The following is a 25,601-nucleotide window of genomic DNA, read 5'->3' as shown; positions in this document are numbered from 1 at the left end:
TACAGGGGCTCAACCGGGGCGCCTCCGGCGGCCTGGCAGGGGCCCGGGATTGAAGAACTTCAAACCGCAGCCAATCCACTTAACTCAGGCCGCTGCGTGTTCAAACCAGCGGAGCCGGCTCTCGCCAGCATCGAGAGATTTTGTCTGCGAATTTCTAACTCACGACACTAGGCCTCGTTCAACGCCGCTTTGGCCGACCGCGCGTACGTCGGTTCAAGCCTCGCGCTATCGGGTCCGATTGCGACGATCGGCACAGCAAGCGCGGGGCACCTGCCCGACGGTAGGGCGCGGCGGTCAGCGAAAGAGCGAGAAGTCAGGCTTGCGCTTCTCCAGGAAGGCGCTGGCGCCCTCCTGCTGCTCGCCGGTCTGGAAGTAGTTGGGCGCCACTTCCTTGATCAACTCGTTCATGTCGCGGCCCATGATGGGCTGCATGTGGTGGTAGAACGAGCGCTTGACGATGCGCAGGCAGGTCGGACTCAACGAGAGCAGCTCGTCGGCGTACTTGCGCACTTCCTCGTCGAGCTTCTCCTTGGGCACCACGGAGTTGACCAGACCCCATTCGAGCGCCTGCTGCGCCGTGTAGCGCCGACACAGCATCCACAGTTCTCGCGCACGCTTGTGGCCGAGCACGTTGGCTGCATGCGAGACGATGTAGCCGCCCGCCGGCGAGCCCACCCGTGGGCCGTTCTGACCGAAGATGGAGTGGTCCGCCGCGATGGTGAAGTCGCAGAAATAGGCGATGTGGTGACCCGCGCCGATGGCGTAGCCGCTGACGCGCGCGATCACCGGCTTGGGGCATTCGACGATCAGGCGGTTGAACTTGAAGTCCAGATCCTGCAGGCCACTCTTGCCGCCGCTGCCCTTCTCCCAATTGACGTCGCCGCCGACGCAGAACGCGCGATCGCCGGTGCCCGCAAGCACGATGACGCCCACCTTGGGATCCGCCGCGGCCTCGGCGAGCAGGCGTTCCATCTCGACGATGTTGTCGCCGGTGAAGGCATTGAGCTGCTTGGGCCGGTTGATGGTAATGGTGCCGACAAAATCCTTGACGTCGAGATAGACCTCTTTGTCTGACATGCTCATGGATCTCCTGTAAGGGTTGCGGGAACGGGGGGTAGATTTCAGTTGATCCTGATCTGGGCGTCACGGACGATCTTGCCCAGGCGGACCATCTCGGAGCGGATATGCGCCGCGAATTCCTCGGGTGTGGAGGTGGTGACCTCGGCGCCGAACGCGGCCATGCGCTCGCGCGTTTCCGGCAGCGCCATCACCTCGATCACCGCTGCGTGCAGGCGTTCGATCACCGGCCTCGGCGTGCCCGCGGGAGCCAGCAACCCGACCCAGGCAGTGGACTGGAAGCCCGGATAGCCGGACTCGGCCACCGTGGGCAGACCGGGCAGCACGGCCAGTCGCTTCGGGCTCGTCGTCGCCAGGGCCTTGAGCTTGCCGGCCTTGATCTGCGCAGCCGAGGACGAGACGCTGTCCACAAGCACAGGTACCTGGCCGGCGATGACTTCGGCGACCGCCGGCGAACTGCCCTTGTACGGGATGTGCAGCAGATCGATTCCCGCCGCCGCCTTGAACAGTTCGGCCGCCAGGTGCGTCGACGTACCGTTTCCGGACGAGGCATAGCTGAGCTTGCCCGGTTGCGACTTGGCGAGCGCGACCAGCTCGGCCAAGCTGTTGACCGGCACCGAAGGATTCACCGAGATGATGTTGGGCACCTCCGCCAGCAGGCTGATGGGTGCGAAGTCGGACACGGGGTCGTAGGCGAGCTTGCCGAACAAGGCCAGGTTGGCGCCGTGCGTCGCGTTGAAGCCTATGAACAGCGTGTAGCCGTCGGCCGGCGATCGCGCCGCCGCTTCGGCGCCGATGTTGCCGCCGGCGCCACCTTTGTTGTCGATGACGATCTGCTGGCCCAGCCGGTCCGCCAGGCGCAACGACAGCGTGCGCGCGACGTTGTCCAGCACGCCGGCCGGGGTCGACGGGACGATGATGCGCACCGGCTTGTCGGGGTAGCGCGGTTGCGCCCCAACGGTGACGGCGACGACGGCAAGGGCCGCCGCACCCAGGCGGATCTGGCGTATGACGTTCACTGTGCGTCTCCTGTGTCGATGCACGGCGTGGAACACCGCACTAGTGGCGGCGCAACGCCAAGTTCAAGAACCAGTCGAGGCTCGCAGGGTTCGCCAACGCATCGCGATGGGCGACCTTGTGCGCCGGCTGCCCCAACAGCAGCTTCTTCACGGGCACCTCGAGCTTCTTGCCTGTGAGCGTGCGCGGGATCTCGGGCACTTCGATCACGTCGTTGGGCACATGGCGCGCCGACAGCTGCTCGCGGATGGCCGCCTTGATGCGCTCGATCAGCGCGGCATCGAGGGAGCAGCCCGTTCGCAGCACGACGAACAGCGGCATCCAGCTCTCGCGCCCGAGGTACTCCAGGTCGACGACGAGGCTGTCCAGCACCTCGGGCAGCGCCTCGACCACGCGATAGAGCTCGCTGGTGCCCATGCGCACACCGTGGCGGTTGATCGTGGCGTCGCTGCGGCCGTAGATGACGGCGCCACCGCGGGGCGTGATGCGCAGCCAGTCGCCGTGCCGCCAGACGCCCGGGTACACGTCGAAGTAGGTCTCGTTCAGGCGCTTGCCGCCAGGATCGCTCCAAAGGTAAAGCGGCATCGACGGGATCGGCGACACGCACACCAGTTCGCCCACTTCGTCGACCAGTTCGCGCCGGGCGTCGTCCCATGCGCGCACGTCGGCACCCAGGCAGCGCGCCTGCATCTCGCCCACGAACACCGGCAGCGTGGGCACGCCGCCCACAAAGGCGCCGGCGAAGTCGGTGCCGCCGGACATCGGCGCGAGCCACACGTCGCGGCGCACGTTGTCATAGATCCAGCGGTAGCTCTGCGGCGCCAGAGGCGATCCGGTGGAGCCGATCGTGCGCAGCCGGCCCAGCGCCGCGATCCGGCGCGGCTCGACGCCGTTCTTCTCGCACATCGAGAAGAAGGCCGCGCCGGCGCCGAAGAAGTCGAGGTCCATCTCGCCACAAAAGCGCCACAGCGTGCCGTAGTCGGGCCACGCCGGGTTGCCGTCGTAGATGCACATCACCGCGCCTACCAGCAGCGAAGCCACGTTGAGGTTCCACATCACCCAGCCGGTGGTCGTGAACCAGTGGAAACGGTCACCCGCGGCCACGTCGTTGTGCAACGCCATGGTCTTGACATGCTCGATCAGGATGCCGCCGTGTCCGTGCACGATGGCCTTGGGCAGCCCTGTCGTGCCGGAGGAGTACACGACCCACAGCGGGTGGTCGAAGGCGAGGCTTTCCACACGCAGAGGCGTCGAACGCCCGACCGTTTCGGCCCAGGCCACGCCATTTGGCCAGCCGCGTGGTTTGGCGGCGGCATCAAGGTAGGGCACCAGCACCAGCCGCTCCACGCTGGGCAGGTCTTCCAGCAGCCGGGCGACGATCTCGCGCCGGTCGTGCGCCTGGCCGCTCCAGCGGTAGCCGTCGACAGCGATCAGCACCTTGGGCTCGATCTGGCGAAAGCGGTCGACGACCGCCGCCAGACCCATCTCGGGCGAGCAGAGCGACCACACCGCGCCGACGCTTGCAGCGGCCAGGAAAGCCGTCACGGCCTGGGGGATGTTGGGCAAGTAGGCCACCACACGATCGCCGGGCCGTACGCCCTGCTCGCGCAGCCACAGCGCCAGCGAGGCCGTCTCGCGCTCGAGCCGCTCCCACGAAACCTCGTCGCGGGCGCCGGCCTCGTTGCGGAAGACCAGCGCCGGACGGTCGCTGCTGCGCTGGCGGAAAACCTGGTTCACGTAGTTCGTGCGCGCGTTCGGGAACCAGCGCGCGCCCGGCATCGATCGCTCGGCGAGGACTGGGGCTCGTTCGCCCTCCAGCGGCAACGCGAAGTGCTCGACCAGTGCGGTCCAGAAGGCATCGAGGTCGTCGACTGACCAGCGCCACAGCGCTTGGTAGTCGGCGAAGCACAGCCCCTTCTCCCGGGCGAGCCAGCCCTGGAACGCAGTGATGCGGGCCGCCGCCGAGCGTTCGGCCGTGGGCTGCCAGATCGGCGGAAGGTCGTCGTCGGTCGTCATGCTGCGGCATTGGCGAACAGCTTTGCCGGCAATGATATACCGAACGATCGTTAGTTTGATCGACTACTTCAATATCCTGGCAAAGGCTCTCCTGGGGTCATCACCGATGCCTGATCCGTTGACGTCATGAACGGAGCTTGTTAGCGTGAGCCTTGTATTGAACGGCCATTCCGATATCAGAACACATGGAGACATTGTTCCTGCCTGCCGTGGACATCCGCGAGCCGATCGATGACGAGTCGCGGGCCGACCCGGCGCCGATGGCGCTGTCTCGGGTGCTGACCCTGCTGCGCCTGCTGGCGGCCGAGCCCGCCGGGCTGCCGCTCGCGCGATTGCACCCGATGCTCGGTGCACCGAAGACCAGCGTGCACGCCCTGCTTCGCGGTCTGGTCGGCGAGGGATACGTGCAACGTGACGGCGTGATGTACCGACTCGGCCCGCAGTCGTTCGTGCTCGGTGCCGCACTCGTCTCTGCACGTTCGCTCGCGACGATTGCGATGCCGTTCCTGCACGAGGCCCGCGAGAACTCTGGCGAGACGGCCGTGCTGGCGGTCATCGACCGCTCGGCCAGGGTGCTGACCTATGTCGCGGTTCTCGAGAGTCACAGGCTGGTGCGCTATTCAGTGCCGGAAGGGACCACACGACCGCTGTTCGCAACCTCGGCCGGGCGGGTTCTGCTGGCGCACCAGGACCCGACCTGGATGGCCGAGTACCTGCGTACGGCTGAACTCGAACCGCTTACCTCCAAGACCGTGACCGACCGGCGCCAGCTCGCCCGCTTGATCAAGCGCGCACGCGAGCAGGGCTATGGCTCGACGCTTGGCGAAGTCACGCTCGACGTCGCCGGATTTGCGGCACCGGTGTTCGATCACGACGGCCGGGTGGACGCTGCGATCGTCGTCGCTGCTCCGCTCGATCGCGGGCGCGCCGCTGGCGAACGGCTCGCGACGGCGGCACGGCAAGCCGCTGCGCGGCTTTCCGAAGCGCTGGGTCATGGGCCCCGATATCCGCAACCAAACCGCAAGGCACGCGAATCCGCATGAACAACGAACTCCTCTACGAAGTCGAAGACGGTATCGCCGTCATCACCATTAACCGCCCGGAGCGCAAGAACGCCATCAACCGTGCCGTGCGCCAGGCCATGTTCGAGGTCTGGCCGCGTTTCGAAGCCGACGAGTCGGCGCAGATCGCCATCCTGACCGGCAAGGGAGACACGTTCTGCGCCGGCATGGATCTGGTGGAAGCCGCCGACACGGCGCTGCGCATACCGCCGCGCAACTTCATGCCGGTGCTCGGCGAGACCATCGAAGTCACGAAACCGGTCATCGCCGCCGTGCAAGGCTACGCCTTTGCCGGCGGCTGGCTGCTGGCGCAGATGTGCGACCTGTGTGTGGCCGACGAGACGGCCAAGTTCGCCATCACCGAGGGCCGCGTGGGCCGCGGCATGCCTTGGGCGTCGCCGGTGATCCACATGCTGCCGCAGCGCATCCTGATGGAGGTGGCGATGACCTGCGACCCGCTGTCGGCGCAGCGCGCCTACGAGCTCGGCTACGTGAACCGGGTCACGCCGCCGGGCCAGGCGCTGCAGGGCGCCAAGGAACTCGCCGCCCGCATCCTCGTGAACGCGCCTCTAACCGTGCGCGGCGCCAAGGAAATGGTTCGCATGGCCACCGAGATGGGCCGCACAGCGGCACTGCGCGCGTCCTGGCGCGCCTTCGATGCCGTTTATCTCAGCGAGGACGCGCTGGAAGGGCCGCGCGCCTTCCGCGAAAAGCGCAAGCCGCAATGGAAAGGACGTTGACATGATCGCGAACATCTCTCTTTCCCGTACCCCTGTCGTCGCTGGCCGCATCGGCCCCGCACAAGGCCTCACTGCAGCGCTGGCCGAGCGCGCTGCCGCGTGGCGGCATGAGGAGCTGGCCGCAGACATGCGGGAACTCGTGCGCCAGTGCGTGCTCGACTGGATTGCGGTCTGCCTGGCCGGCGCCCATGAACCGCTGACGCGGATGCTGGCCGAGGAGGCGCGCGAACAAGGCGGGCACGCACAGGCCACGGTCGTCGGCCAGGGGTTCGCCACGAGTTGCCGGCAGGCTGCCCTGGTCAACGGCGCCGCCTCGCATGCGCTCGACTTCGATGACGTCAACATGAGCTTCAGCGGCCACCCGAGCGTGGTGTTGGTGCCGCCCCTGCTGGCTCTGGCCGAGGCGCGTGGCGCCAGTGGGGCCGAGTTCATGGCCGCGTTCGTCGCCGGCTACGAGACGCTGTGTCGCATCGGCGCGGCCGTGTCGCCGGGCCACTACACCGCAGGGTTCCATGCCACCGCCACGCTCGGCACGTTCGGCGCCGCAGCTGCCTGCGCGCATCTGCTCGGCCTGGGTGCCGCCGACACGGCGGTGGCGCTCGGGATCGCGGCCACCGAGGCGGCAGGCCTGAAGTCGATGTTCGGCACGATGTGCAAGCCTTTGCACGCCGGCAAGGCGGGTGCCGACGGCCTGCTGGCGGCGCAGCTGGCAGCCCGCGGCTTCACCAGCCGTGCCGACGCGATCGAAGCCAGCCAGGGCTTCGCAGCGACGCATGGTCCGGACTTCCGTCCCGAGGCAGCGTTGCGCGACCCGGACTGCGGGCTGTACCTGCGGCAGAACCTCTTCAAGTACCACGCGGCCTGCTACGGAACGCACGCTGCCATCGAAGCCGCCCGGTGCCTGACGGAGCGTCACGAACTGCGTGACGAGGACGTGATGCGCGTCGTCGTGCATGCGTCTTCGATGAGTGACAGCGTATGCAATATCGCCGAGCCACGCAGCGGACTGGAGGCCAAGTTCAGCCTGCGCCACACAGTGGCGATGGCCATTGCGGGGATCGACACCGCCAAGCTTACCAGCTACTCGGACGCGCAGACCGACGATCCCGACCTGAAGCGCCTGCGAGAACGCGTGCGCGTCGAACTGCACGGCGAATGCTCCGAGCTGACCCAGGCTGAAGTGGTGATCAAAACGACGCACGGTGCCACGCTACGGCAACGCCATGACGCCGGAGTGCCCGAGCGCGACTTGTGCGCGCAGCGTGCCCGCCTCGAGCGCAAGTTCCGCTCGATGGCAGCACCCGTCGTCTCCGCCGAGGTGTGCGATGAGTTGATCGATCTGGTGGATCGCCTCGACGAGCTGCCCGACCTGTCTCCGCTGGCCGGCCTGCTGGCGGGGGTACCTCTGGACGCTGCGAGGCATTGAAGCAGTCATGAACTTCCTCGACGAAGAACGACAAGCCTGGAAGGACTCGGTGCGCCGCTGGCTGGACCGCGAAGTGGGCCGCGAATATGTCCGCAAGTGCGACATGGACCGTGCCTTTCCTTACGAGGCCTACGAGAAGGCGGCCAAGCTCGGCTTTCACCGACTGCTGGTACCGGAGGCCGACGGCGGCGACGGCGGCGATGTCTTTTCCTATGCGCTGATGTGCGAATCCCTGTCGGCCTACGGCGTCGACTTCTCCGTGGCGATTGCCGGCGGCATATTCACCGCGATGAACTTTTCCCTGCATGGCACGGCAGACCAGAAGCAACGCTTTCTGCAGCCCTTCATGCGAGGAGAGATCCGCTTTCCGATCTCGATGTCGGAGCCGGGCGCCGGCTCCGACGTGGCCAACGTGCAGACCCGCGCCGAACGCGACGGCGAGCATTACGTGCTCAACGGCCAGAAGCTGTGGTGCAGCGGCGCCGGCAACCGCGGTGCGGTGATCCTGATGCTGGTTCGCACGGCGCAGACCCCGGACAAGCGCGACGGGCTCAGCGTTTTCATCGTCCCCAATGACCTGCCAGGGCTGACGATCAGGCCGCTTCAGACGCTGGCGCGGCGCTCGGTGGTGACGACCGAGATCTTTCTCGACAACGTGCGCGTGCCGGTGGCGAACCTGCTCGGCGAGCCGGGGGAAGGCTTCAAGATCATTGCCGGCGAGCACTTGGCGCTCGAACGTGTCGCGGTGGCGGCGAGCTACGTCGGCAATGCCCAGGGGGCCGTCGACGACGCTCTCGCCTATGCCCAGCAGCGCGTGCAGTTCGGCAAGCCGATCTTCGAGTTCCAGGTCATCCGCCACATGCTGGCCGACATGCAGACCCAGACCGACGCTGCGCGGCTTCTGACCTACCGTGCCGCCGACTTGGCGGCGCAGGGGCTGCCGTGCCGCAAGGAGGTGGCGATGGCCAAGCTGTTCGCGTCCGAGACGCTGCAGACGGTCTCCCGGCAGGCGGTGCAGATCTTCGGCGGCCTCGGCACGACGCCCGAGGCCGACGTCGAGCGCTACTTCCGCGAGGGCATGCAGGCCACCATCGGCGGCGGCACCTCGCAGATCCAGCGCACCATCATCGCGCAGGAAATGCGCCTCTGACCCGCGAGCCGCCCATGGCCGACCACATCGTGTCCGCGCCAAACCCCGCGGTACAAGCCGCCACGCTCGTGCTGGTGCGCGACGGGCCTGGCGGGCTTGAGACGCTGATGGTCGTGCGCCATCACGAGATTGATTTCGCGCGTGGCGCGGCGGTGTTCCCGGGCGGCAAGGTGGCCGCGGCCGACCGCGACGAGCGGTTGCGGCGGCACCTGCGTTCTAGCGTCACTTTAGACGGGGATGATGCCGCCCTGCGCATCGCCGCCGTGCGTGAAGCGTTCGAAGAAAGCGGCTTGCTGCTGGCGCGCCGCCATGGTCGGCTGCTCGACGCCGACGCACTCTCCGAACTGTGGCGCCGCTGGCATGAGCGCACGGCGGCGTCGGCCGAGGCCTTCGTCGACATGGTGCGTGCCGAAAGCCTAGAGCTGGCACTGGACCTGTTGCACCCGTTCGCGCATTGGGTGACACCCGAGGTCTCGCCCAAGCGCTTCGACACCTACTTCTACATCGCCGCCGCACCGCCGGGTCAGGTGGCCTCGCACGATGGCCGCGAGGCGGTCGATTCGTTCTGGGTCAACCCCCGCGACGCCTTGCGCGACTGCGAGGACGGACGTCGCGTCATCATCTTCCCGACCCTGTGCAACCTGGCGCTGCTCGGAACGAGCCCCGATGCTGATGCAGCCATCGCCGCCGCGAGGGCGCGTGCCGTGCGGCGCATCCAGCCCACGCTGGGTCGGCATGGCGACGGACGTCACATCCCTGTGCTGCCCGCGGACAGCGGCTACCCACCGCTGTCCTCGGCATTGATGAATCTGGTCGCACGCTGACCCAGGACCGGCCAGAGGCACACCCATGGATATCCTTGGCATCGGACTGCACTTCGAGGACCTGCCGGTCGGGCGGCGGTTCCGCACCATCGGCCGCACCGTGACCGAGGCCGACATCGTCAACTTCTGCTCGTGCACCGGCATGACCGAGGTGCTGTTCACCGACCTGGAGTTCCTGCGCACCGAATCGGACATCAAGGGCCGGGTGGCCCCTGGCGCGTTGGCCTACACCTTCGCCGAGGGGCTGCTGGTGCACGCCACGATGCAGCACACGGGCTACGCGTTCCTCGAGATGGACTTCAAGGTCCACAACCCGGTGTTCGCCGGCGACACGCTGCACGTCGAGTGTGAGGTGATCGAGGCGCGGCGCAGCAAGAGCCGCCCCGGCCGCGGCCTGGTGCGCACGTGCAACCGCATCGTCAAGCACGACGGAACGCTGGCCATCACCTACACGCCGCTGCGCATGATCAAGTGCCGCGCGGAAGTCGTCGCGTGAATCCACGGCAGGTCGCCGGCGCGTTGAGCACACCGGCCTTCGCGCTCGGCGAGGAGCAGCGCCAGATCCAGCAGATGGTGCGCCGCCTTGCGCGCGAGCGCGTCGCGGCGCGTGCCGACGCGATCGACCGCACGGCCGAATACCCGCAGGACATGTTCGAGTTGCTGCGCGACGCGGGCCTGTTTGCGATCCCCTTTCCGCATGAATTTGGCGGCACCGGCAGCATGCTGTCGGCGGCTGTGGCCATCGAGGAACTGGGGCGCGTCTGCTACAACACCGCGTACCTGCTCGTCGTGCAGTGGGTGCCCTTCGGCGCCATCCTCGCCGCCGGCACCGACGAGCAGAAGCGCCGCCTGCTCGGGCCGCTGGCGGCTGGCGACTTGCGCGGCGCGTTCTCGACCACCGAGCCGCACAGCGGCTCCGACGTCGCCGGCATCCGCACTCGCGCGCGCCGCTGCGAAGGCGGCTACCGCATCAGCGGCTCGAAGATCTGGTGCACCAACTCGCCGGTGGCGGATTTCGTGCTCGTCGCCGCAAAGACCGGCGAGGCCGGCACCGCGGGCGCCATCAACCTGTACATCGTCGAGCGCGGCAGCAAGGGCTTCACGGTCGGGCGCAAGGAGGACAAGATGGGCGCGCGCGGCGTGCCGTCTTGTCCGCTCTTCCTCGACGACGTGTTCGTGCCCGAGGCCAACCGCATCGGCGACGACGGGCACGGCTTCAAGGCGGTGATGGAGGCATTCAACAAGAGCCGGCCGCTCATCGGCGCACGCGGCGTGGGCCTCGCGCAGGGCGCCATCGACCTGTCCATCGAGTTCGTGAAGAGCCGCGTCACCTGGGGCCGCGCGGTGAGCGAGTACCAGGGCATCCGCTGGATGCTGGCCGACATGGCGACGCAGACCGAAGCGGCCCGGCAACTGGTCTACAGCGCCGCCGCCGCGGTGGACGCGGGCCTAGCCGGCACTGCGCTGGCGCCGGTGGCGGCCATGGCCAAGTGCTTCGCCACCGATACCGCGATGCGCGTGGCCACCGACGCGGTGCAGCTGTTCGGCGCCGCGGGCATCTCGGCCGACGTGCCGATCAACCGCTACTTCCGCGACGCGAAGGTGCTGCAGATCATCGAGGGCACCAACCAGATCCAGCGCAACATCATCGGCGACAGCCTGCTGGGCAAGGCGCAGCGCTGAGCGTCGCCCCGCCGGCGATCACTCCGGAGTGATCGACACCACCACCGCGTTGCGCTCGACCGTCTGCCCTGCCTGGCAGGCCACCGACGACACCGTGCCCGAGCAATCGGCCACGATGCGCATCTCCATCTTCATCGACTCCAGGATCGCGACCACCGCGCCCTTCTCGACGCGATCACCCGGCGCCACCTGCACCTTCAGGATCAGCCCCATCATCGGCGCCTTCACATCGCCGCTGGCCTGCGCCGACGCGCTGATGTAGGAGAGATACGGAATCGCCTTCAGCGCGTGCATGCCGCGTCCGTCCTGCACGTACAGCATGTCGCCGTCGCCGTGCACGCTGACCATCTCGCGCCGGCCGTCGACGACCGCCAGGAATCGGTCCGGTGCATCGGCGGGCGCCAGCCGCAGGCGCAGCCGCGCGTCGTCGACACCGACCAGCACGCTGCCGTCCGCGCCCACCGGACCGAAGCGGATCTCGGCGCTCACGCCGTCCGTGGCCTCGACATGCAGGCTGGGAACCGGAGCCAGCCCGTCGTCCCCGGCGCCGAGCTGCCAGCCGCTGCCGGCCCAACCTGTCCAACGGCTGCGGCCTTCGTGCTCGCGCTGGCCGCGCAGCCACTGCACGGCCGCGATGGCCAGGGTCTGGCCGTCGTGGCGCGCCTTGTCCAGCGCCCAGCCTTCGATCTGCTCGTCGATCAGCCGGGTATGGAAGGTCGCCTTGCGCGTCTCGGGCAGGTCGATCAGGTGCTGCAGGAAGCCGATGTTGCTGGTGACACCAAACACCACCGTCTCGTCGAGAGCGCGTTCGAGCCGGTCCAGCGCCTCCTGGCGCGTGGGCGCGTGCGTGATCAGCTTGGCCAGCATCGAGTCGTAGAAAGGCGTGACCTCGCTGCCCGATTCGATACCCGTCTCGACCCGCACGCCGGCGCGCGGAAAGCGCACCTGCGACAGCCGGCCCGTGGACGGCAGGAAGTTGGCCGCCGGGTCTTCCGCGCAGATGCGCGCCTCGACGGCATGGCCGCTGATGCGCACCTCATCCTGGCGCAGCGGCAGGCCCTCGCCGGAGGTAGTGCGCATCATCAGCTCGACGATGTCCAGGCCGGTGACCGCTTCGGTGACCGGGTGCTCGACCTGCAGCCGCGGGTTGACCTCGAGGAAGTGGTAGTCCTGCTCGCCGACGATGAACTCGACCGTGCCGACGCCCCGATACGCGAGCCGCTCGCCCAGGCGCACCGCGTCGGACGCCATGCGCTCGCGCATCGCGGCACTGAGGTTCGCGGCGGGCGCCTCCTCGATCACCTTTTGATGGCGGCGCTGCAGCGTGCACTCGCGCTCGTACAGGTGGATGACCTTGCCTCGGCCGTCGCCGGCGATCTGGATCTCGATGTGGCGGCCACGGCGGATCAGCTTCTCGACGATCAGGCCGGCGTCGCCGAAGGCGTTTTTCGCCTCGCGCATCGCCGACTCGATCTCCTGCTCGAGGCCGTCGAGCGACTCGATGCCGCGCATGCCCTTGCCGCCGCCGCCCGCGGCAGCCTTCAGCATCACCGGCAGGCCGATGCGGCGCACGGTGGCGGCGATCTCGGTCGGATCGGTGCTCGGTGTCCGGCTGCCGGGCACGATGGGTACGCCGGCGGCTTCGGCCTCGCGCTTGGCCGCGGCCTTGTCGCCCAGACGCTCGATGACCTCGGGCGTCGGGCCGATGAAGACCAGCCCGGCCGCCTCGACAGCGCGCGCGAAGGCGGCGTTTTCGGCCAGGAAACCAAAACCCGGGTGGATGGCCTCGGCGCCCACGGCCTTGGCCGCGGCGATCACCGCGTCGATGCGCAGATAGCTCTCGGACGCCGCGGCGCCGCCGATTTCGACCGACTCGCCGATCTCGCGCACATGCAGGGCGTCGCGGTCGGCCGCGGAGTGCACGCCCGCGGCAGCCACGCCCAGGCGGCGGCAGGTGCGGGCGATCCGGCAGGCGATTTCGCCGCGGTTGGCAATCAGAATCTTCTTGAACATGTCGCTTCGCCAGTCCTACATGCGGAACACGCCGAAGCGCGACGGAACCGCCGGCACCCGGCCGGCCAGATCCAGCAGCATTGCCATCACGTCGCGCGTCTCGGCCGGCTCGACGATCAGGTCGCACCAGGTGTTGCGCGCGAAGTTGTAGGCGTTGGCAAAGTCCTCGAAGGTCTTGCGCACCGGCGCCTTGTAGGCCTCGCGTTCGGCGTCGGTCCAGCTCGTGCCGTCGCGCTTGTGCTGGTCGTCCTTGACCATCGCCAGCGTGGTGGCAGCCTGATCGGGTCCCATGATCGCGGCGCGGCCGTTGGGCCACATGATCATTGCGTTGGGCTTGAAGGCGCGGCCGCACATGGCAAGGTAGCCCGCGCCGTAGGAACCGCCGATGATCAGCGTGTACTTGGGCACGTTGGCGCAGGTCATCGCGGTGATCATCTTCGCGCCGTGCTTGGCGATGCCGGCCTCCTCGGCCTCGCGGCCGACCATGAAGCCGTTGATGTCGGCCATGAACAGCAAAGGGATGTCGCGCTTGCAGCACAGGTCGATGAACTGCGTGGCCTTGAGCGCGCTCTCGGAGAACAGCACGCCGTTGTTGCACAGGATGCCGATGTCGAAACCCTGGATGCGCGCGAAGCCGGTGATCAGCGTATCGCCGAAATCTGGCTTGAACTCGTGCAGGTCGCTGCCGTCGATGAGGCGCAGCAGGATCTCGCGGTTGCTGGTGGGCACGCGCGGATCGGCGCTGATCAGGCCGTAGATCTCGCGCGGGTCGTGCAGCGGCTCGCGCGGCTGGGCCACGTCTCGCCGCTGCTTCGGCACATCGCCGAGGTGGCCGACGAGGTCGCGCAGGATGGCGATGGCGTGCGCGTCGCTCTCGGCCAGCCGGTCGGTGACGCCGTCCTCGCGGTTGGCGCGCTCGGCATCGGCGGGCGCCGGCACGGCCGAGCCGAAAGCCAGCGCACCGCGATCGCGCACCACCACCACCTCGTCGCACATTGCCGCGACGAACGCGGCCGAATCCGCCGCGGGCCCGTGGACGCTGCAGATCTGCGCGATGCCCTCGCGCGACATGCGCGTCTGGTTGTACAGGATCGATCCGAACTGGCCTTCGTCGGCAAACACCCCCTGCTTGGCACCGGGTGGCTGCGCGCCCGGCTGCAGCATCGTCACGCAGGGCAGCCGGTGCTGCCACGCGAAGCGCTGGGCGCGCACGTGCCGTTTGCAGGTGTGGGCGTTGTAGGCACCGTCGTTGACGGTCGGATCGCTGGCGATGACCATGCACGGCCGCCCGGCAATCATGCCCACGCCGGTGACGACGCCGGCACCAGGCGGGTCGTCGCCGTACAGACCCTCGCCCGCGAGCTGGCACAGCTCCAGGAAGGGCGACCCTGGATCGAGCAAGGCGCTGATGCGCTCGCGCACCAGCATCTGGCCGGCATCGCGCAGGCGTTGGCGCGCCGGGGCCGCGCCCGCCGCCAAGGCCGCGGCGCGGCGCGCGCGCAGATCGGCCAGGCGCGCCTCGTAGGCTGTACGGTTGACCTGCAGCTCGTCGGCGCTTGCGGTGATGGCGGATGCGAGAACGCTCATGGCGCACTCCGGCTGCGGCTCGGTGGCGCCATCAAGCGCACTCGAAGGGTGATGGGATGCATGTGTCGTAGGACCTGTGTCGCGAAGCAGCGCCGCATTGCAGGAGCGGCGGGCATGTCGCTAGAATACCAAACATTTGTTAGGTCCACCAACTCGCCCGCACACTCTCATGACGACCCACGCAGCGTCCACCCGAACCCGCGACTCGCGAGTTGACCAGCGACAAGACGCCTACCAGGGCCTGCTGGCGACGCTGCGTGCCCGCCACGACGAGGCGCTGGCAGGCGGCAGCGAGAAGGCCCGCAAGCTGCACCTGAGCCGCGGCCAGCTGCTGCCGCGCGAACGTGTGCGCGCCCTGCTCGACCCCGGATCACCCTTCTTCGAGATCGGCCAGCTCGCCGGCGCCGACCTGTACGACGGCGTGCCGCCCGGCGCCACCATGATCACCGGCGTGGGCAAGGTCTGCGGCCGCTGGTGCATGCTGCTCGTCAACGACGCCACCGTCAAAGGCGGCACGATGTTCGGCATGACGACCAAGCGCCACACACGCGCCCAGTTGTTCGCCTGGCACCACCGCCTGCCCTGCATCACGATGGTCCAGTCCGGCGGAGGCTTCCTGCCCGACCTGGCCAACATCTTCCCCGACGAGGGGCAGGCCGGTTCGATCATGTACAACCAGGTCAAGATGTCGGCAGAAGGCATCGCGCAGATCGCGCTCGTGCACGGGCCGTCCACCGCCGGGGGCGCCTACATCCCGGCGCTGTGCGACGAGGTGGTGATCATCCGCAACCAGGGTGCGATGTTCCTGGGCAGCCCGCAGCTCGTCTTCGCGGCCACCGGCGAGGTGATCGACGTCGAACCGCTGGGCGGCGCCGAGATGCACAGCCGAGTGAGCGGCGTCACCGACCACATGGCCGAGAACGACGAGGACGCGCTGGCCATCACCCGGCGCATCGTCGACCACCTGGGCGAGCCGCCGCGCCTGCGCTGGACGCGCGCCGAGCCCAAGCCGCCACTGCATGACCCGCAAGAGCTCACGGGCCTAGCCGGCGTCGGCGTCATCGAAGGCGCGGGCTGCCACGACATCCTCGCGCGTCTCGTCGACGGCAGCCAGTTCCAGGAATTCAAGCAGCTACACGGCGAGACGCTGGTGTGCGGCTTCGCTCACATCGAAGGTTACGAAGTCGGCATCGTCGCGGGCCACGGCGAGCTCACGGCGCAGGCCTGCGCCAAGGCAGCGCACTTCGTGCAGCTGTGCGGCCAGCGCGACATCCCGCTCGTGTTCCTGGTCGATTCGCCCGGCTTCGCCGACAGCGGCCAGGCCGGTCAGGCCACGGTCGGCAGGCATGGTGCGAAGCTGCTGAACGCGGTGGCCAATGCCGAGGTCCCCAAATTCACCGTCATCACCGGCCGCGCCCACGGCGCGGCCTACCACGCACTGGGCGGCCGCGCGCTCAAGCCCAATGCGTTGCTGATGTGGCCCGGCGCCCGCGCCTCGGCCCAGCTCGACGCGCCCGACGACGAGGCTGGGGCGATGAACTGGGCGCGGCACCTGTGGTGCGACGCCATCGTCGAGCCCGAGCAGACCCGCGCCGTGCTCGCCCAGCTGCTCGACATCGCCGGTCGTTTGCCGGCCCGGCCCACCACCTACGGCGCGTTTCGCATGTAGCCGGCACCGGCTGCGCGCAAGCTTCGAGCGGCATGTCACCGTTTCAGACCGCAGCTGCCACCGCAGGCGCCGCCTTCGACGGGCGATGCGCCGCCTTCGATGGAATGGCCGCGGCGCTCCAGATACGCCGCGACGAGGCCTCGGCAGGTGGCAACGAACGGGCCCGCAAGCTCCACCAGAGCCGCGGCCAGATGCTGCCGCGCGAACGCATCGCGGCGTTGCTTGACCCGGGTGCACCATTCTTCGAGATCGGCCAGCTCACCGCCGCCGACCTGTACGAGGGCGTGCCGCCGGGCGCCACCCTGATCACCGGCGTGGGCCGGGTCGCGGGACGCGCCTGCATGCTGATCGTCAACGACCCCACGGTGAAGGGGGGCACGATGTTCGGCATGACCACCAAGCGGCATGTGCGGGCGCAGATGTTCGCCTGGCAGCATCGGCTGCCTTGCATAACGATGGTCCAGTCGGGCGGAGCCTTCCTGCCCGACCTGGCCAACATCTTCCCCGACGATGGCCAGGGCGGATCGGTGATGTACAACCAGGTCAAGATGTCGTCCGAGGGGATCGCGCAGATCGCCCTCGTCTTCGGCCCTTCGACGGCCGGCGGCGCCTACATCCCGGCGCTGTGCGACGAACTGGTGATCGTGCGCAACCAGGGTGCGATGTTCCTGGGCAGCCCGCAGCTGGTGTATGCCGCCACAGGCGAGGTAATCAACTCGGAGGCACTGGGAGGCGCACTGATGCACAGCAGCGTGAGCGGCGTGGCCGACCATCTGGCCGAGGACGACGCCGATGCGCTGGCCATCACGCGCCGCATCGTGCATCATCTGGGCGAGCCGTCGCCGCTGCGCTGGACCCGCGCCGACGCGCAAGCACCGATGTACCCGGCCGCCGAACTGCGGGGCCTGGCCCGCCTGCCCGGCCAGGGCGCCGCCGACGGCCGCGAGATCATTGCGCGACTCGTGGACGGCAGCCGCTTCCAGGAGTTCAAGCCCCTGCATGGCGAGACGCTGCTGTGCGCGTTCGCCCGCATCGAAGGCTTCGAGGTCGGCATCGTGATGGGTCAAGACGCGCTCACGGCCCAGGCCGGCGCCAAGGGCGCACACTTCGTCCAACTGTGCGGCCGGCGCGACATCCCGCTGGTGTTCCTCGTCGACTCGCTCGGCTTCGCCGCCAGCGACGAAGCGAGCCAGGGCGGCATCGGCAGGCATGGCGCCAAGCTGCTCAACGCGGTGGCCAATGCCGACGTACCCAGGTTCACCCTCATCGTCGGCCAGGCCCATGGCGCCGCCTATCATGCGCTGTGCGGGCGCGCCTTCAGGCCCAACGCATTGCTGATGTGGCCCAACGCGCGCGCCGCCGCTTCGCCAGATGCGCCCGACGACGAGGCCAACCCCCTGAATTGGGCACGCCACCTGTGGTGCGATGCGGTCGTCGAGCCCGAGCAAACGCGCAGCGTGCTGGCCCAGTTGCTCGACATCGCCGGCCGCACGCCGGCCCAGCCGAGCGCCTACGGCGCGTTTCGCATGTGAGCAGGCCGCCGGGCGACCTCGGCTGAAGCCCCCACCCGGACCTCAGCCGAGCCGCCCGTCACCCTCGAGCCAACGCGCGACTTCGCCCTTGAAGTCCACGAAGTACTGCAGCGCGGCCGGATTCATCATCGCGTCTCGGCTGGCCACCTTCTCCGGCGCCGCGCCCAGCAGGATCTTGCGCACTGGCACTTCCAGCTTCTTGCCGGTGAGCGTGTAGGGCACCGCGTCGATCGCGTAGAAGCGGTCCGGCACGTGGCGCGGCGAGCCCTGGGTGCGCAGCGCCCGCGTGATGCGCGCCTGCATCGCGGCGTCGAGCGCATGGCCCGGCTTGGCGACGACGAACATCGGCATGAAGAACTTGCCGCCCGGCAGATCGAGATTGACCACCAGGCTGTCCTGCACGCCCTCGACGTTCTCGACGATGCGGTAGATCTCGGCCGTGCCGATGCGAACCCCGGCGCGGTTGAGCGTCGAGTCGGAGCGGCCGTAGATGTAGCAGCCGCCGCGCCGGTTGACCTTGAAGAAGTCGCCGTGTCGCCACTGGCCAGGGTAGACGTCGAAGTAGCTCTCGCGGTAGCGCCGATGGTCGGTGTCGCCCCAGAAATACAACGGCATCGACGGCATCGGCTTGCGGATCACCAGTTCGCCGACGCTGTCGATCAGCGGCTGCCCGTCGTCGTCCAGCGCGTGGGCATCGACGCCGAGCAGCCGCGTCTGGATCTCGCCGGCGTACACCGGCAGCGTGGGCGAGGCGCCCACGAAGGCCGAACAGACGTCGGTGCCGCCGCTCTGCGAGGTCAACCAGAGGTCCTGCTTGACCTCGCGATAGAACCACTCGAAGGTCTCCGGGGACGCAGGTGCCCCCCCCAGAAGCACCGACTGCAGTGCAGACAGGTCGTACTTCTGCGCCGGCCGCACGCCGGCCTTCATCATCATCTGCACGAAGGTCGGGCTGGCGCCGAACATCGTCACGCGATGTTCGGCCGCGAGTTGCCACAACCGCTCGACATCGGGCGCCAGCGGGTTGCCGTCGTACAGCACGATGCGCCCGCCCTGGCACAGCCCCATGACCATGAAGTTGAACATCATCCAGCCGGTGGTCGTGTAGAAGAACAGGCACGAGTCCGGCGTCTGGTTGGCGTGGAAGGCGATGACCTTGTGGGTTTCGAGTGTCATGCCGCCGTGGCTGTGCGTGATCGCCTTCGGCAGGCCGGTCGTGCCCGAGGAATACAGGATCCATAGCGGGTGCGAGAACTCCACGTCCTCGTAGTGGAAGTCCTCATGCCGCAACGCCCGTTCGCTCATCACCTCGGACCACAGGCGCGCGCGCGGCGTCGGCCTTGGCGCGGCCGGGTCGAGGTCGGGCAGGAAGACCAGGTGCTCCAGCGTTGGCAGGCCTTCCACGAGTTGCGCCAGTTCGCCGCGGCGGTCGTAGTCCTTGCCCCCAAAGCGGTAGCCGTCCACCGCGAACAGAAGCCGGGGCTCAATCTGCTGAAAGCGTTCGAGGATGCTGCGCGCGCCGAAGTCGGGCGAGCACGCGGACCAGACGGCGCCGATCGCGGTGGTGGCCAGCAGCGCCACCACGGCCTCCGGCGTGTTCGGGAGGGTCGAGACCACGCGGTCTCCGGGTCGGATGCCCATGCGGCGCATGGCCTCGGCCAGCGTGGCCACCTGGTCACGCAGATCCTCCCAGTTCAGGGTTGTGGGCAGGCGAATCTCGCTGCGATGGTGGATGGCCGGTCGCCCGCGCTGACCCTTTCGAAGCATGTGCTTGGCGAAGTTCACCCTTGCACCGGGGAACCACACCGCACCGGGCATCACTCGCTCGTTCAGCACACTCGTGTACGGAGCGGACGAGTCGATCTCGAAGTACTGCCACAGCGCCTCCCAGAAGTCCTCCACGAAGTCGACCGACCATTGCCACAGCGCGGCGTAGTCGGCGAAGTCCAGGCTGCGGTGCTCGCGCAGCCAGTCCATGAACCGGGCCAGCTGCGACGTCTGCACGAGCGCCGGGCTCGGGGTCCACAGCAGGTCGCCTTCCTGGATTGTCATGAGAATGCTCCGGGTGAAGTCTGTCAGCGATGCGTCTCAGCCGCATGCGCATTGCGGCCGACGAAGCCGATCAGCAGCCTGTTGACCGCGTCGGGTGCCTCGAACGCGACCCAGTGGCTCGCATTGGGGACGACCCGGCAGACGATATGCGGTGCGCAGCGGCGCAGATACCCGGCGCGTGAGGCGGTATCCGGCCGCGGCAGTGGATCGCGCGCCGGCAGGATCGCCAGAATCGGACAGGCCACCCGTCGAAGGCTGGGCCCCAATGTGTCCTGATAGCCCAGGAAACGCGACTTGAAACGCGTCATGGCGTGGTTGCGGCGCTGCATCGCCACCGTCAGCGCGTCGATGTTGCGCGGATCGGCGATCATCATCATCTCGAGGTTGGCGCGGTGGATGGCATCCGCTTCGGCGTCGCTCGCGCCGGGCGGCACGGGCCTCAGCGGTGGGCGATGCCAGCCGTCCGGCGGAAAGCCGCCCGGCGCCAGCAGGCAGGCGGCGAACACGTGTTCGGGCAGTTGCGCCGCCAGCCATGCCGCCACCACCCCACCCCAAGAAAAGCCGGCGACGGCAAAGCGCAGCCCCGGTGGCACCAGCCCCGCGGAGAGGGCCGCCGTCAGGCAGCGGCCGTAGCCGTCGAGGTCGGTGTCACGCGGCACGTCGATCGACTCACCCATCCCGGGCAGGTCTGGAATCACCAGAGTGAACCGGCGCGACAGCGGCTCGATGTTGCGGACCCAATGTGTCCACGAGCCGGTGCCACCGTGCAGCAGAAGCAGCACGGGCCCGCTGCCCACCCGCAGCGCCTTCACGCCGGCGACCGTGACGTGCTCGATCCGCAGACCGGGGTAGAACGCCTCGGGGCGCATGTCGTGCGAGTGTGAACTCACAGCGTGATCTCGGTGCCGAGCACGTTGGTGATCTGGCTGGACAGCACGCCGCCGTTGCCGTGGCACAGTGCCAGCTCGGCGCCCGCCACCTGCCGCTCGCCGCCTTCGCCACGAAGCTGCCGCACCGCTTCCACCAGTGTGAACATGCCGTACATGCCAGGGTGCACGCAGGACAGGCCGCCGCCGTTGGTGTTGACCGGCAGCGAGCCGCCCGGCGCGATGGCGCCGCTGGCGACAAAGGGTCCGCCCTCCCCCTTGGCGCAGAAACCCAGGTCCTCGAGGAACAGGACGGTGTTGATCGTGAACGCGTCGTACAGCTCCACCACGTCGAAGTCGCGCGGCGACACGCCGGCCATGGCCATCGCGCGCTGCCCCGAGTCGATGGCCGCGGTGCGCGTCAGGTCGGCCATGGCGACGATGTTCATGTGCGTGGTGGCCGCCGCTGCGCCGAGCAGGTAGACGGGCTTCTTCGGCAGGTGGCGCGCGCGATCGGCGCGCGTCATCACGATCGCCGCGCCGCCGTCGGTGACAAGGCAGCAGTCGCGCGCCGTCAGCGGGCTCGACACCATGCGCGAGGCCAGCACGTCGGCCACGGTCAGCGGGCCGCGCATGAAGGCCTCGGGATTCTTGTTGGCCCAGACCCGGGCCGCCACCGCCACGGCCGCCAGCTGCTCGCGGGTCGTGCCGTACTCGTGCATGTGACGCGAGGCCGCGAGCGCATACGACGTCGCCGGGAAGATCGGCGCGTAGGGCGCCTCGTAGGCGAAGGGTTTGACCGACGACACCAGCTTGCCGGCGGCGGTGCGCTGGTTGCTGCCGTAGAAGATCAGCGCCGTCTCGCACAGGCCGGCGTCGAGTGCCATGGCCGCCATCTGCGTGTATGACAGAAAGGTCGAGCCGCCGGTGCGGTTGTTGTCGGTGAATTTCGGCTGGATGCCGAGCATCTCGGCGATCAGCAGCGCCGACAGCGGGTTCGAGTTGCCCGGCAGCGAACCGAAAACCGCATCGACGTGGCGCGTCGTCAGGCCGGCCTCGGCCAGCGCCTTGACGCTGGCCTCGACGGCGATCTCCTCCGAGCTGCGGCCCGGCGCCTCGCCCAGGCCGGCGAGCGCCGCACCGACGATCGCGGCGCGGCCGCGGATGCCGTGGCCGCTCATCGCGTGCTCCCTGCGCCATCGGCAGCGGCGTCAGGATCGAACACCACGCAAGGCTCGCCGCCGGCCCCCTGCCCGACGCGCGCCCGCACCGCCATGCCGATGCGCACCGTGTCGGGCGGGACGCCGTCGACGCGTCCCATCATCCGCGGGCCCTCGGCGAGATCGACCAGCACGACGTTGTATGGTCCGCCCTTGTCGGCGCTGCGGTTGACGACGCTGACGGCATACACCGTGCCGCGCCCGCTCGGCGCCTGCCACTCGAGCGCGACACTGCCGCAGTGGCTGCACGCCAGTCGCGGATAGAAGACGTGCCGCCCGCACGCGGCGCAGTGCTGGATGCGGAAGTCGCCTGAGGCCAGGTGCTGGGCGAACACCGCGTCGGGGCCCGGTCCTCGGGTCCAGTCCGCGCTGGGGTCGATCGTCATGGGGTCATGCTCCTGGGGCAGGGGATCGGGTTCGTTCGGCGCAAGCCGCGGCGGCGCTTCAGCCCGGCAGCTCGAGCACTGCCTTGGCGAGGATGTTGCGCTGGATCTCGTTGCTGCCGCCGTAGATGCTCGCCGGGCGCGCCGCGAAAAACGCATGTGCCGGATGCAGGGCGCCGCCAGGCAAGGCAATCGACTCGTCACCGACGCCGGCGGCGCCGGCGGTCTCGAGCATCAGGTCGGCGACGCGCTGCTGCGCCTCGGTGACCCAGATCTTCAGCATCGACACTTCGGCGCCGAGCTCACCGCCGCGGCGCAGCACCTCGACGCAGCGCACGTACATCGCCTCGAGGTCGTCGATGTCGAGCCGCAGCTGGTCATAGCGCGCGCGCCAGGCGGCATCGCCGTCCAGGCCCGAGGCGCGCCCCAGCTCGAGCAGGCGCCCGAGCGGCGCGCGCGCGGCGCGCGGGCTGCCGATCATGATGCGCTCGCTGCCGAGCAGCGACTTGGCCATCGTCCAGCCCTGGTTCAACGCGCCGACGAGATTGGACTTGGGCACGCGCACGTTGTCGAAGAAGGTTTCGCAGAACTCGGCATTCCCGCCCAGGTTGCGGATGCGCTTGACGGTGATGCCGGGCGTGCGCATATCCACCAGCAGGAAGCTGATGCCCTCCTGCTTCTTGGCCTTCGGGTCGGTGCGCACGAGCAGGAAGATCCAGTCCGCCTCGTGCGCGAACGAAGTCCAGATCTTCTGGCCGTTGACGACGAACTCGTCGCCGTCGAGCACGGCGGTGGTGCGCAGGCTGGCGAGGTCCGATCCCGCCGACGGCTCGGAGTAACCCTGGCACCACAGAACTTCCCCGGAGAGGATGCGCGGCAGGATCTCGCGCTTCTGCTGCTCGGTGCCGTAGCGGATGATCAGCGGCCCCAGCATGATCACCGCCATGTTCGGCGCAATGACGATGCCGTGGCGGTCGAACTCCGACTGCAGGGCCACCTGCTCGTAGCCCGACAGGCCCATGCCGCCGTATTCCTTCGGCCAGTTCGGCGCCACCCAGCCCTTGCGGTAGAGCTTCTCGTGCCATGCACGCGTTTGCTTCAGGCTCAGGCGGGTGGGCGGGAAACGCCAATCGGACGGGAAGTTCTCGGCCAGCCAGCGCCGCAACTCGTCGCGGCGGATCGGCTGCTCGCCGCCGGCGATGATCTCGGGCGCCGACGCTTCCTGACCGTCGCCGGCCCGCTCGTTGTAGCGGCGCCGGTGCGTCGTCGCGTCGCCGAGCCACACGGCGCCGAACATCGCCTTCTTCAGGTACAGGCCGATGTTGCACTCGTCGGTGTAGCCGATCCCGCCATGCAGCTGGATGCAGCCCTTGGTGACCTCTAGCGCCGCTGCCGAGGCGCGCGCTTTGGCCTGGCTCGCGGCGATCGCCACGCGGTGCCCGTCGGCGTCGTGTGCGTCTGCCACGGCGGCCGACTGCAGCACGGCCGAGCGCGTCAGTTCGATCTGGATCAGCATGTCGGCGGCGCGGTGCTGCAGCGCCTGGAAGCTGCCGATCGGGCGCCCGAACTGCTCGCGCATCGAGATATAGGCCACGCTCGTCTCGAGCGCCTTGGTCATGACACCGAGCAGCTCGGCGGACGCGGCGATGCGCGCCAGGTCGAGCGCCCGGTCGAGCACGGCCCTGGCGCGCTCGGCGCCGGCCACCACCTGCGCCGGCCCGACCTCGGCCGCCTCAAAGCGCAGCTCGCCCCAGAAGCCGCCGTCGACGCGTGGCTGCGTCGCCAGCTGCAGACCGCGCTGGTCCGCCTCGACGAGCAACAGCACCGAACCCTGCGGCGCCTGCGCTGCCACGACGAAGGCGTCGGCCCCTGCGGCGCCAGCGACGAAGCGCCGGCACCCCTCCAGCACGAGACCCGCACCGCGCGGTTCGGCGCGCAGCGTGGCGTCGTCGTCTGCGGCGAGCGCGAGCTGCGCCTCGCCGCGCGCCAGCGCCGGCAACCAGCGCTCGCGCAGTACGCTCGACTCGCCGTGCAGCAGTGCCCACGCCGGAAGCAGCGCACCGGCCACGAGCGGCTCGGGCGCGAGCGCGCGTCCACACTGCTCGAGCAGCACCGCAGCCTCGACCACACCGAGCCCGCTGCCACCGAGCGACTCGGGCAGGCACAGACCGAGCCACCCGAGGCCGGCCAGGCGCTGCCAGCGCGCCCGGTCGTGCCCTGGGAACTGGCCGCGCCATTCGCGCAGCCGATGTGCCTCGCCGTCGGCCGCGAAGAAGTCCGCTGCCGCAATGCACAGCATGCGCTGCACGTCGGTGCGCTCGTCAAGCCTCTGCGTCAGATCGATCATGTGCACCTCCGTCCGTGGCCAAACTAGCCGCATCGACACCGCGGGTACGGGGCGCGCAGAGCGAACGCAGGCCCACTCCCCGCATGTCCCCCCTGGCGCGGCGCGTCAAGCTGTGGCAGTCTCTAGTCTAACAAACACTCGTTTGGCACGGGAACAGCAGCATGTTCAACGGCAAAGCCCTTGAGGGGAAGGTCGCCATCGTCACCGGCGCGGGGCAGGGAATCGGCGCGGCCATCGCACGCGCGTACGGCGCGCAGGCGGCCCCAGTCGCGGTGGTCGACTGGGACGTCGAGGCGGCCGAGCAGGTCGCACAGTCGATCCGCGCCGCCGGCGGCAAGGCTGCGGCCTTCAAGTGTGACGTCGCCGACCGCGCGGCGGTCGACGCGATGGTTGCGGCGGTGGCGACCGCCTTGGGGCCGGTTGACGTGCTCGTCAACAACGCAGGCATCACGCGCACCGCGATGCTGCACAAGATGTCGGCCCATCAATGGCAGCAGGTGATCGACGTGCACCTCACCGGCAGCTTCAACTGCCTGCAGGCGGTGGTCGGCGGCATGATGGAACGCCAGCGCGGCTGGATCATCAACACCGTATCCACCGCCGGCATCCTGGGCACGATCGGCCAGATCAACTACGGCTCCGCCAAGGCCGGTCTGATCGGGTTCACCAAGTCGGCGGCGCGCGAGCTGGCGCGCTACAACATCATCGTCAACTGCGTCGCCCCCGGCGCCGCCACACCGATGACCGAGACCATCCGCACCGACGAACGGTTCAAGCAGCGCACGCTGGACCGCATCCCGCTGGGGCGCTGGGCCGAGCCGGAGGAGATCGCGCCGCTGTGGGTGTTCCTGGCCTGCGAGGGCGCGAGCTACGTCACCGGTCAGCTGATCGGCGCCGATGGCGGCATGTCGATCCACTGAGCTGCGACGCACCACCCG

The 25,601-nt window shown here is 68.8% G+C and carries 20 protein-coding genes; 10 read left to right on the top strand and 10 right to left on the bottom strand.

Features of this window, described 5'->3' with window-relative positions; translation table 11 throughout:
• Positions 1 to 294: 294 nt before the first annotated feature.
• From HQN59_RS23805 to HQN59_RS23795, 3 genes are read right to left on the bottom strand one after another with little or no spacing between them, the layout of a single operon-like run.
• Positions 295 to 1,077 (bottom strand): enoyl-CoA hydratase-related protein, encoded by a 783-nt coding sequence (locus tag HQN59_RS23805; protein ID WP_176071635.1) that lies wholly within the window; start codon positions 1,075 to 1,077, stop codon positions 295 to 297.
• 44 nt (positions 1,078 to 1,121) lie between these two features.
• Positions 1,122 to 2,132, bottom strand: a complete 1,011-nt coding sequence (locus tag HQN59_RS23800; protein ID WP_342451294.1) for a tripartite tricarboxylate transporter substrate binding protein — start codon at positions 2,130 to 2,132, stop codon at positions 1,122 to 1,124.
• A gap of 4 nt (positions 2,133 to 2,136) precedes the next feature.
• Positions 2,137 to 4,110, bottom strand: coding sequence for an acetoacetate--CoA ligase (locus HQN59_RS23795; protein ID WP_176071634.1), 1,974 nt, complete (start codon positions 4,108 to 4,110; stop codon positions 2,137 to 2,139).
• Positions 4,111 to 4,319: 209 nt separating this feature from the next.
• On the opposite strand from HQN59_RS23795, the gene HQN59_RS23790 reads away from it, so the two are divergent.
• From HQN59_RS23790 to HQN59_RS23760, 7 genes are read left to right on the top strand one after another with little or no spacing between them, the layout of a single operon-like run.
• Positions 4,320 to 5,153: an IclR family transcriptional regulator domain-containing protein gene (locus tag HQN59_RS23790; protein WP_176071633.1), complete on the top strand. Its 834-nt coding sequence runs from the start codon at positions 4,320 to 4,322 to the stop codon at positions 5,151 to 5,153.
• Positions 5,150 to 5,911, top strand: coding sequence for an enoyl-CoA hydratase-related protein (locus HQN59_RS23785; protein ID WP_176071632.1), 762 nt, complete (start codon positions 5,150 to 5,152; stop codon positions 5,909 to 5,911). Before HQN59_RS23790 ends, HQN59_RS23785 begins: the two co-directional genes overlap by 4 nt.
• Position 5,912: 1 nt before the next feature.
• Positions 5,913 to 7,337: an MmgE/PrpD family protein gene (locus tag HQN59_RS23780; protein ID WP_176071631.1), complete on the top strand. Its 1,425-nt coding sequence runs from the start codon at positions 5,913 to 5,915 to the stop codon at positions 7,335 to 7,337.
• Positions 7,338 to 7,344: 7 nt separating this feature from the next.
• Positions 7,345 to 8,487 (top strand): acyl-CoA dehydrogenase family protein, encoded by a 1,143-nt coding sequence (locus HQN59_RS23775; protein ID WP_176071630.1) that lies wholly within the window; start codon positions 7,345 to 7,347, stop codon positions 8,485 to 8,487.
• A gap of 14 nt (positions 8,488 to 8,501) precedes the next feature.
• Positions 8,502 to 9,311, top strand: coding sequence for an NUDIX hydrolase (locus tag HQN59_RS23770; protein ID WP_176071629.1), 810 nt, complete (start codon positions 8,502 to 8,504; stop codon positions 9,309 to 9,311).
• 25 nt (positions 9,312 to 9,336) lie between these two features.
• Entirely contained in the window at positions 9,337 to 9,807 is a 471-nt protein-coding gene (locus tag HQN59_RS23765) for a MaoC family dehydratase (RefSeq protein ID WP_176071628.1), read from the top strand.
• Positions 9,804 to 10,994: an acyl-CoA dehydrogenase family protein gene (locus HQN59_RS23760; RefSeq protein WP_342451293.1), complete on the top strand. Its 1,191-nt coding sequence runs from the start codon at positions 9,804 to 9,806 to the stop codon at positions 10,992 to 10,994. The genes HQN59_RS23765 and HQN59_RS23760 overlap by 4 nt, the downstream gene beginning before the upstream one ends.
• A gap of 18 nt (positions 10,995 to 11,012) precedes the next feature.
• Here the strand turns inward: HQN59_RS23760 and HQN59_RS23755 are convergent, their stop codons facing one another.
• Both HQN59_RS23755 and HQN59_RS23750 read right to left on the bottom strand, forming a co-directional pair.
• Entirely contained in the window at positions 11,013 to 13,007 is a 1,995-nt protein-coding gene (locus tag HQN59_RS23755) for an acetyl/propionyl/methylcrotonyl-CoA carboxylase subunit alpha (RefSeq protein WP_176071627.1), read from the bottom strand.
• 15 nt (positions 13,008 to 13,022) lie between these two features.
• Positions 13,023 to 14,594, bottom strand: a complete 1,572-nt coding sequence (locus HQN59_RS23750; protein WP_176071626.1) for a carboxyl transferase domain-containing protein — start codon at positions 14,592 to 14,594, stop codon at positions 13,023 to 13,025.
• Between the two features lie 169 nt (positions 14,595 to 14,763).
• Here HQN59_RS23750 and HQN59_RS23745 point away from each other — a divergent pair, with 169 nt between their 5' ends.
• Together HQN59_RS23745 and HQN59_RS23740 are read left to right on the top strand one after the other, a co-directional pair.
• Positions 14,764 to 16,263 carry an acyl-CoA carboxylase subunit beta gene (locus HQN59_RS23745; RefSeq protein ID WP_176071625.1) on the top strand — a complete coding sequence of 500 codons (1,500 nt, stop codon included), beginning with the start codon at positions 14,764 to 14,766 and terminating at the stop codon, positions 16,261 to 16,263.
• Positions 16,264 to 16,295: 32 nt separating this feature from the next.
• A complete protein-coding gene (locus tag HQN59_RS23740) occupies positions 16,296 to 17,795 on the top strand; it encodes an acyl-CoA carboxylase subunit beta (protein WP_176071640.1) in 1,500 nt (499 codons plus the stop codon).
• A 42-nt stretch (positions 17,796 to 17,837) separates the two neighbouring features.
• On the opposite strand, the gene HQN59_RS23735 is transcribed toward HQN59_RS23740, so the two are convergent.
• The 5 genes from HQN59_RS23735 to HQN59_RS23715 are packed head-to-tail and all read right to left on the bottom strand — an operon-like array spanning position 17,838 to position 24,663.
• A complete protein-coding gene (locus tag HQN59_RS23735; protein ID WP_176071624.1) occupies positions 17,838 to 19,847 on the bottom strand; it encodes an acetoacetate--CoA ligase in 2,010 nt (669 codons plus the stop codon).
• A gap of 23 nt (positions 19,848 to 19,870) precedes the next feature.
• On the bottom strand, positions 19,871 to 20,716 hold the full coding sequence (locus tag HQN59_RS23730; protein ID WP_176071623.1) for an alpha/beta fold hydrolase: 846 nt from the start codon (positions 20,714 to 20,716) through the stop codon (positions 19,871 to 19,873).
• 17 nt (positions 20,717 to 20,733) lie between these two features.
• Positions 20,734 to 21,894 carry an acetyl-CoA acetyltransferase gene (locus tag HQN59_RS23725; protein WP_176071622.1) on the bottom strand — a complete coding sequence of 387 codons (1,161 nt, stop codon included), beginning with the start codon at positions 21,892 to 21,894 and terminating at the stop codon, positions 20,734 to 20,736.
• Positions 21,891 to 22,319 carry a Zn-ribbon domain-containing OB-fold protein gene (locus HQN59_RS23720; protein ID WP_176071621.1) on the bottom strand — a complete coding sequence of 143 codons (429 nt, stop codon included), beginning with the start codon at positions 22,317 to 22,319 and terminating at the stop codon, positions 21,891 to 21,893. The genes HQN59_RS23725 and HQN59_RS23720 overlap by 4 nt, the downstream gene beginning before the upstream one ends.
• A gap of 58 nt (positions 22,320 to 22,377) precedes the next feature.
• Positions 22,378 to 24,663: an acyl-CoA dehydrogenase family protein gene (locus HQN59_RS23715; RefSeq protein WP_176071620.1), complete on the bottom strand. Its 2,286-nt coding sequence runs from the start codon at positions 24,661 to 24,663 to the stop codon at positions 22,378 to 22,380.
• A 161-nt stretch (positions 24,664 to 24,824) separates the two neighbouring features.
• On the opposite strand from HQN59_RS23715, the gene fabG reads away from it, so the two are divergent.
• Complete coding sequence (gene fabG, locus HQN59_RS23710; protein ID WP_176071619.1) at positions 24,825 to 25,583, top strand: 3-oxoacyl-ACP reductase FabG; 759 nt, start codon at positions 24,825 to 24,827, stop codon at positions 25,581 to 25,583.
• Positions 25,584 to 25,601 lie beyond the last annotated feature (18 nt).

This window comes from Rhizobacter koreensis (assembly GCF_013366375.1).
In the GTDB taxonomy this organism is placed as follows: domain Bacteria; phylum Pseudomonadota; class Gammaproteobacteria; order Burkholderiales; family Burkholderiaceae_C; genus Schlegelella_A; species Schlegelella_A koreensis.
The sequence above is the reverse complement of the archived record's forward strand: the minus strand, read 5'-3'. Positions and strand labels throughout refer to the sequence as shown.

What these genes read in the sequence shown, in the direction of transcription:
- HQN59_RS23805 (WP_176071635.1), bottom strand. Translation starts at nt 1,077, where the DNA reads ATGTCAGACAAAGAGGTCTATCTCGACGTCAAGGATTTTGTCGGCACC.
- HQN59_RS23795 (WP_176071634.1), bottom strand. Translation starts at nt 4,110, where the DNA reads ATGACGACCGACGACGACCTTCCGCCGATCTGGCAGCCCACGGCCGAA.
- HQN59_RS23785 (WP_176071632.1), top strand. Translation starts at nt 5,150, where the DNA reads ATGAACAACGAACTCCTCTACGAAGTCGAAGACGGTATCGCCGTCATC.
- HQN59_RS23780 (WP_176071631.1), top strand. Translation starts at nt 5,913, where the DNA reads ATGATCGCGAACATCTCTCTTTCCCGTACCCCTGTCGTCGCTGGCCGC.
- HQN59_RS23775 (WP_176071630.1), top strand. Translation starts at nt 7,345, where the DNA reads ATGAACTTCCTCGACGAAGAACGACAAGCCTGGAAGGACTCGGTGCGC.
- HQN59_RS23770 (WP_176071629.1), top strand. Translation starts at nt 8,502, where the DNA reads ATGGCCGACCACATCGTGTCCGCGCCAAACCCCGCGGTACAAGCCGCC.
- HQN59_RS23765 (WP_176071628.1), top strand. Translation starts at nt 9,337, where the DNA reads ATGGATATCCTTGGCATCGGACTGCACTTCGAGGACCTGCCGGTCGGG.
- HQN59_RS23755 (WP_176071627.1), bottom strand. Translation starts at nt 13,007, where the DNA reads ATGTTCAAGAAGATTCTGATTGCCAACCGCGGCGAAATCGCCTGCCGG.
- HQN59_RS23750 (WP_176071626.1), bottom strand. Translation starts at nt 14,594, where the DNA reads ATGAGCGTTCTCGCATCCGCCATCACCGCAAGCGCCGACGAGCTGCAG.
- HQN59_RS23745 (WP_176071625.1), top strand. Translation starts at nt 14,764, where the DNA reads ATGACGACCCACGCAGCGTCCACCCGAACCCGCGACTCGCGAGTTGAC.
- HQN59_RS23740 (WP_176071640.1), top strand. Translation starts at nt 16,296, where the DNA reads ATGTCACCGTTTCAGACCGCAGCTGCCACCGCAGGCGCCGCCTTCGAC.
- HQN59_RS23735 (WP_176071624.1), bottom strand. Translation starts at nt 19,847, where the DNA reads ATGACAATCCAGGAAGGCGACCTGCTGTGGACCCCGAGCCCGGCGCTC.
- HQN59_RS23730 (WP_176071623.1), bottom strand. Translation starts at nt 20,716, where the DNA reads ATGCGCCCCGAGGCGTTCTACCCCGGTCTGCGGATCGAGCACGTCACG.
- HQN59_RS23725 (WP_176071622.1), bottom strand. Translation starts at nt 21,894, where the DNA reads ATGAGCGGCCACGGCATCCGCGGCCGCGCCGCGATCGTCGGTGCGGCG.
- HQN59_RS23720 (WP_176071621.1), bottom strand. Translation starts at nt 22,319, where the DNA reads ATGACGATCGACCCCAGCGCGGACTGGACCCGAGGACCGGGCCCCGAC.
- HQN59_RS23715 (WP_176071620.1), bottom strand. Translation starts at nt 24,663, where the DNA reads ATGATCGATCTGACGCAGAGGCTTGACGAGCGCACCGACGTGCAGCGC.
- fabG (WP_176071619.1), top strand. Translation starts at nt 24,825, where the DNA reads ATGTTCAACGGCAAAGCCCTTGAGGGGAAGGTCGCCATCGTCACCGGC.